General features: G+C 31.1%; 8 protein-coding genes. All 8 read left to right on the plus strand.

The window, feature by feature from the left end; all coding sequences use genetic code 11:
- The first annotated feature begins 28 nt into the window (after positions 1–28).
- The 8 genes from ACKI32_RS00470 (at position 29) to ACKI32_RS00505 (ending at position 5,856) form a co-directional block, all read left to right on the plus strand.
- On the plus strand, positions 29–442 hold the full coding sequence (locus ACKI32_RS00470; protein WP_407412716.1) for an archease: 414 nt from the start codon (positions 29–31) through the stop codon (positions 440–442).
- A 33-nt stretch (positions 443–475) separates the two neighbouring features.
- Entirely contained in the window at positions 476–796 is a 321-nt protein-coding gene (locus ACKI32_RS00475) for a hypothetical protein (protein ID WP_407412717.1), read from the plus strand.
- Positions 797–930: 134 nt separating this feature from the next.
- Complete coding sequence (locus ACKI32_RS00480) at positions 931–2,379, plus strand: RtcB family protein (protein WP_407412718.1); 1,449 nt, start codon at positions 931–933, stop codon at positions 2,377–2,379.
- Between the two features lie 6 nt (positions 2,380–2,385).
- Positions 2,386–3,144, plus strand: a complete 759-nt coding sequence (gene mtnP / locus ACKI32_RS00485) for an S-methyl-5'-thioadenosine phosphorylase (protein ID WP_407412719.1) — start codon at positions 2,386–2,388, stop codon at positions 3,142–3,144.
- Positions 3,145–3,152: 8 nt separating this feature from the next.
- On the plus strand, positions 3,153–3,473 hold the full coding sequence (locus tag ACKI32_RS00490) for a NifB/NifX family molybdenum-iron cluster-binding protein (RefSeq protein WP_407412720.1): 321 nt from the start codon (positions 3,153–3,155) through the stop codon (positions 3,471–3,473).
- Positions 3,474–3,703: 230 nt separating this feature from the next.
- The gene (locus tag ACKI32_RS00495) at positions 3,704–4,564 is read left to right on the plus strand and encodes a hypothetical protein (protein WP_407412721.1); all 861 of its coding nucleotides are present in this window, start codon (positions 3,704–3,706) and stop codon (positions 4,562–4,564) included.
- A 41-nt stretch (positions 4,565–4,605) separates the two neighbouring features.
- Positions 4,606–4,791, plus strand: coding sequence for a hypothetical protein (locus ACKI32_RS00500; protein ID WP_407412722.1), 186 nt, complete (start codon positions 4,606–4,608; stop codon positions 4,789–4,791).
- Positions 4,792–5,274: 483 nt separating this feature from the next.
- Positions 5,275–5,856 carry a 30S ribosomal protein S3ae gene (locus ACKI32_RS00505; RefSeq protein ID WP_407412723.1) on the plus strand — a complete coding sequence of 194 codons (582 nt, stop codon included), beginning with the start codon at positions 5,275–5,277 and terminating at the stop codon, positions 5,854–5,856.
- Positions 5,857–6,038: the final 182 nt, after the last annotated feature.

Here is a 6,038-nt window from a genome sequence, read left to right on the forward strand (position 1 = left end):
TGTGAAGTAATATTTTTGAGGAAAAATCATGAAAAATTTTGAGTATTTTGATGTGACTGCCGATATTGGTTTTAAAGCATACGGTGAAAACTTAAATGAAGCATTTGAAAATGCTGGTTTGGCTATTTTTAATATAATATCAGATACTAGTGATATTGAAGCTAAAAATGAAATATCCTTTGAAATTACTTCAGAAGACAATGTATCTTTACTTTATGATTATCTGGAAGAGTTATTGTTTTACCATGAAGTTGAATTCATGCTTTTCAGTGAATTTTATGTTGAAATTTCTAAAAACTTCCATTTAAAGGCAACAATAAAAGGGGAAACAATTGATTGGGACAGACATGAGAGAAAAACAGAAATTAAGGCAATAACATTCCATAAAATGGATGTTAGGGAAACTCATGATGTTGAACTTCAGGCAATTGTCGATTTGTAAAGGTTATATAATATTAAAGACAAAGGCATTAACATGAAAAGAACAAGAACCGTATCAAGAAACTTCGAAATTGCGATGGGTCTAATAGGATCTGTAATTGGTATATTTTCAGGCTCATTTCTGATATTTCTTGAAAGTGTTGGAACAGTACACACTCCTTTTTTAGGGCTTGTAGCAATTATTGCATCAATTTTAGGTCTTGCAGCAACATATTATGTTCGAAAAAATCCAGAAGTTGCAGGTGTTGGATTTGTTATTGCAACAATGTTTGTTATTGTCGGTTCTGAATATATTAATGTAATTAGTGCAATATTCCTACTTATTGCAGGCATGTCTGCTTTATTTAGAAAATAATCTTATTTTTAACCATTGTTTAATGTTCAACAAATCATTGATGAAAACGGTTTTTAATTAAACCTATTTTTTTCACCATAATCTTATTTAAATACTTAAAACAAATATTAAAGCATAATAATTTTGTGATTTTTATGACTATCAAAGATGAAATTAAAAAAGTTAGAGATAATGTTTATGAGATTCCGGGCTCTTATGACAAGAAAATGAGGGCTTCTGGAAGATTTTATATTGATGATGAAAGTTTTGAAGCACTTGAAGAGGGGGCAGTTGAACAGATTGTCAATGTTGCCTGTCTTCCGGGTGTTCAAAGATACTCCATAGGTTTGCCAGATATTCATTTTGGATATGGGTTTCCAATTGGTGGAGTTGCAGCATTCAGCTTAAGGAATGGTATTGTATCTCCAGGAGGAGTTGGATTTGATATTAACTGTGGAGTTAGACTTATTAAATCCAATTTAACTATTGAAGATATTGAAGATCAATTAGATGAACTTACAGAAGCATTGTTTAAAAACATCCCATCAGGTGTTGGAAGCAAAGGTAAAATAAAGCTTGAGGGGGATGAAATTAACGATGTACTTGATTATGGTGCTGAATGGGCCGTTAAAAACGGATATGGTTGGCCAGAAGATTTAGAAGTTTTAGAGGAAAACGGAAGAATGATTGATGCAGATTCAAGCATTGTTTCTGATAAGGCTAAAAAAAGAGGTATTCCACAATTGGGTTCACTTGGTTCCGGTAATCACTTTTTGGAAATTCAAGTTGTAGATGAAATCTATAATGAAGAGGTTGCAGAGGTATTTGGACTTAAAAAGGGAATGATTGTTGTTATGATTCATTCCGGTTCAAGAGGATGCGGACACCAAATATGTTCTGATTATTTAAGAATAATGGATAAGGCTTATAAAAATTACAAAATTCAAATCGCTGATAGGCAATTGGCTTGCGCTCCACTTAATTCAAAAGAAGCACAAAATTATATTCAAGCTATGGCTGCAGCAGCTAATTATGCATGGGCCAATAGGCAAATGATGACTCATTGGGTTCGTGAAACCTTTGAGGATATTTTAGGAAAATCCGCAAAAGACATGGAAATGGATATTGTCTATGATGTGGCTCACAATATTGCTAAAATGGAAACTCACAAAATTTACAATAATGAAATGGAAGTTTTAGTTCACAGAAAAGGAGCTACCCGTGCATTTGGTCCGGGTAGAGATGAAGTTCCTGAAAAATACAGGGAAGTTGGCCAACCTGTCTTGATTCCAGGTACTATGGGAACTGCCTCATATGTATTGCATGGTACAGAAGTTGCAATGGAGGAAACTTTTGGTTCAACTGCTCATGGTGCTGGAAGGGTATTGTCAAGGTCTAAAGCTAAAAAAGAATATGATGCTGATAAGATTACTGATGATTTAGCTTCAAAAGGCATTAAAATCAAAGCTACAAGCAAACATGTCATTGAAGAAGAAGCACCTGGTGCTTATAAGGATGTGGATTCAGTTGTTAGAGTATCTGACAGTACTGGAATTGCAAAACTTGTTGCAAAGGTTAAACCGTTATCTGTTTGTAAAGGGTAGTTTAAAATGATAGGCATAATTGGTGGTAGTGGGGTATATGAGATTACCCAAAAAGCTGATGCAGTTAATACAAAACTAGTTAAAACTGACTATGGGGATGTAGAAGTTTCCATTTTGGATATTTTTTCAAAAAAAGTAGCTTTCATTCCACGTCACGCTTCAGGCCACTCTATTCCACCACATAAAATTAATTTTAGAGCAAACATTGATGCATTGAAAAATGTGGGGGTTACACAAATCATTGCCACTAACTCCGTTGGCTCAATGAACTTAGAAATGCCACCTGGATCATTTGTTATTCCAGACGATTTTCTTGATTTCTCACAGGATAGAAAGAAAACTTTTTATGAAGATAAGGTAGTTCATATAGATGTAACTGAACCATATTGTCCAACTTTAAGAGATATTTTGGCAAAATCAGGGGATGTAATCTTGGGAGGCACTTATGTGTGTACAGAAGGGCCTAGATTTGAAACCCCTGCTGAGATTAAAATGTTTAAGATGCTTGGAGGGGACTTGGTTGGAATGACTGGGCTTCCTGAAGTAACCCTTGCGCGTGAAAGGGAAATATGTTATAATTCCATCTGTATTGTGTCTAATTATGCATCAGGAATATCTGAAAATGAACTAACCATTGATGAAGTATTTGAAATGGTTGCATTGAAAGAAAAAGAACTGCTTGAATTAATATATAATTTCATTAAAAATGCGGATGATTTGCCTGATTGCGGGTGTCATCATGCATTGGATGGTGCTGAAGTATAGGTGATTTAATGCGTTTGGCTGTAGTGTCTTCCGATGGTGAAAATGTAGATTTACACCTTGGAAAAGGAAAATCAGTATATGTCTATGACTATGATGATGAATTGAGCTTTGTTGAGATGAGATCTGTTGAAATAGCACTAGATTCAAAGCATCAGGGAAGTAAAGTCCTAAAGGCTTGTGAAGATTGTGATGTTTTAATTTCAGTTCAATTCGGTTTCAAATCAAAAATTAAGGCTGAAGATTTGGGCATTAAACTGGTAATGGATGAAGGACCTATTAGTGAGGTATTGAAACGTTACATTAATCATGTTGAGTTTATGAAAAACTAGGCTTTTTTTCTGGGAGTTTTTCTCCTTATTCTTTTTTGTTATTTTTTTGAATTTTTTTTCATTGTTTTCATATTGTAAAATTGCTTTTACTTAGTAATATTGCTTTAACTTTGAAAAATTGATTTAATATTGTAATATTTACTTCAATAAGTTATTAAATTCCTTAAAAGTTAAATTTAAATAGTTTTAAGTTAATATGTATTATTTAACTGATTATAAGGGGTTTAAACATGACAGAATTTCAGGAGGATATGATTTTTAAGGATGTCTGCGAGGAAGATGCACGGACATTTTTAAATATTTTGGGTAAAAAATCCAAAAAAGTTAAAATAATAACTAAAGAGCTGCGACAATTGGATCCAACAACATTTGTACCGGATATAATACTGGAACTAGATGATGAGATTCTGATAATCGAACTCCAATCAATTAAACTGGAAAAGAAACATCATCAAAGATTCTACATATATGTGGCAATATCAACTTATAGGTTGGATAAAATCAAAAAAGAAGTTAATTTATGTGTATTTACAACAGCAGAAAAATCAAAACAAGTAACATACAAAATTAACAAGGATAATGTGTTTAAGTATGATGTTATTAGTCTGTCAGACTATTATGCTGATGAAATTATTAATACTATAAATTACAAATTAGAAAATGATATTGAAATAACTGCAAAAGAATTAATATTGTTTTCTTTGGTCCCTATTATTGAAAAAACAGGGGATGTTGAGAAATATATTGATTATGTTGTTGATACTTTAATTGAATTTAAGGATTTGCCTCATTCAATAAAATCATTATTGTATGGTATTGAATGGTTGATTGTGGATAAATTTGTTGTAAATGTTCAAAAAAGAAATATATTATGTGATTTGTTGGGTGATAGGATGAGTTTAATGTATGAATATGGTGAAAATAAGGAGAAAAAAGGTATTAAGAAAGGTATTAAGAAAGGTATTAAGAAAGGTGAGGACAAAATTATCTTGAATCTTCTTCGTGCCGGTCAGGCTCCTCATAAAATCGCAAGTGATGCAGGTGTTCCTTTATCGAGGGTTAATGCTATTAAAAGACAATTTAATCTTTAAGTCTATTATAATGTAAGTATATTTTTCTTATTTGGGATATTATGGCTCTTATGGATGAATATGGTGAAAATAAGGAGAAAAAAGGTATTAAGAAAGGTATTAAGAAAGGTGAGGACAAAATTATCTTGAATCTTCTTCGTGCAGGTTATTCTCCGCAAAAAGTTGCAATTGATTGCGGAATTCCTATAGTTAGAGTCAACCAAATCAAGGCCGAACAGCAATTATAATAGTTTAATTCAACACTTTTTCATGGAGAATTAATCTATTAGATACATTTTTTATTCTATTGTAAACTTTTTTAGATAACAATTTTAAAGCCTTTATTTTCTATTTAAAGCGCAAATATTCATTTTCAATCCAAATTTCAAAAATCATCATAAATTTTATTTTTTCATCCATCAATTAATTTCCAATGTTTTTCACAAATTTCGATAATCTTTATATATGATGAATAAAATAATTTATTATAACCTTTATGGGCGGGTTTTATAAAATAAAACTTAATTACAAATATTTCTTTAAATAAAGAGAGTAGAACTCTCAATAGTCAAATAAACGATTGTAAATATATACTTATTTAAAATCATTTTTACAGTTTATTTTGTGTAGTATTTAATGTACTGCTTAATTTAAGGACTATTTTTAAAATTTTATTGGCGAAACGCTAGATTACTATATATAATAAATATTAAATTTAAACGGTTGATATAATGGCAAAAGCAAAATCAAGACGTAGAGTACGTGATACATGGAAAGAAAAATCCTGGTATACTATCAAAACACCAGTGAACTTTGAAGATAAAGAAATTGGAGAAACTCCAGCAAAAGATCCAGAACTTCTCATTGGAAGAGGCGTAGAAGTTACTATGAGAGAATTAACCGGAGATTTCTCAAAACAATACATCAAACTCAGATTTGAAATCGATAATGTTGCAGGTGAAGTTGCAAACACCAAATTCACCGGTCACAAAACCACTACCGATTATGTAAGAAGTATGATTAGAAGAGGAACTTCCAGAATCGATGCTTCTGCAGTAGTTAAAACTAAAGATGATCGTAAAATCAAACTTCAAGTACTTGCTGTAACTATCAGGAGAGCTAAATCTTCCCAACAAAGATACATGAGAAAAGTAATTGAAGATTTACTTGTTGAAGCAGCTGCTGAAAGATCATTTGATGATTTGGTAAAAGTTGTTGTAAACGGTAAATTAGCATCTGAAATTTACCACAACGCTAAAAAAATCTACCCTCTCAAAAGAGTGGAAATCATAAAAAGTAAAGTAATCAAATAAGATTACTTAACTTCTTTTCTTTTTTAATATATTGTATACATTTCCTGTTTAAGATTTTTCTTGTTTTTTTGTGCTTATTTTCTATTTAATTTATAAGTTGAGATTTTTTGTATATTTTTTTTAAAATTTTATTGAAAATATTATTTTATTTTTTAATTTTTTTATTTTCATGTATTGAAATT

The sequence above is a fragment of the Methanobrevibacter sp. genome, assembly GCF_045611865.1.
GTDB lineage: Archaea > Methanobacteriota > Methanobacteria > Methanobacteriales > Methanobacteriaceae > Methanocatella.

What these genes read in the sequence shown, in the direction of transcription:
- ACKI32_RS00470 (WP_407412716.1), top strand. Translation starts at nt 29, where the DNA reads ATGAAAAATTTTGAGTATTTTGATGTGACTGCCGATATTGGTTTTAAA.
- ACKI32_RS00475 (WP_407412717.1), top strand. Translation starts at nt 476, where the DNA reads ATGAAAAGAACAAGAACCGTATCAAGAAACTTCGAAATTGCGATGGGT.
- ACKI32_RS00480 (WP_407412718.1), top strand. Translation starts at nt 931, where the DNA reads ATGACTATCAAAGATGAAATTAAAAAAGTTAGAGATAATGTTTATGAG.
- mtnP (WP_407412719.1), top strand. Translation starts at nt 2,386, where the DNA reads ATGATAGGCATAATTGGTGGTAGTGGGGTATATGAGATTACCCAAAAA.
- ACKI32_RS00490 (WP_407412720.1), top strand. Translation starts at nt 3,153, where the DNA reads ATGCGTTTGGCTGTAGTGTCTTCCGATGGTGAAAATGTAGATTTACAC.
- ACKI32_RS00495 (WP_407412721.1), top strand. Translation starts at nt 3,704, where the DNA reads ATGACAGAATTTCAGGAGGATATGATTTTTAAGGATGTCTGCGAGGAA.
- ACKI32_RS00500 (WP_407412722.1), top strand. Translation starts at nt 4,606, where the DNA reads ATGGCTCTTATGGATGAATATGGTGAAAATAAGGAGAAAAAAGGTATT.
- ACKI32_RS00505 (WP_407412723.1), top strand. Translation starts at nt 5,275, where the DNA reads ATGGCAAAAGCAAAATCAAGACGTAGAGTACGTGATACATGGAAAGAA.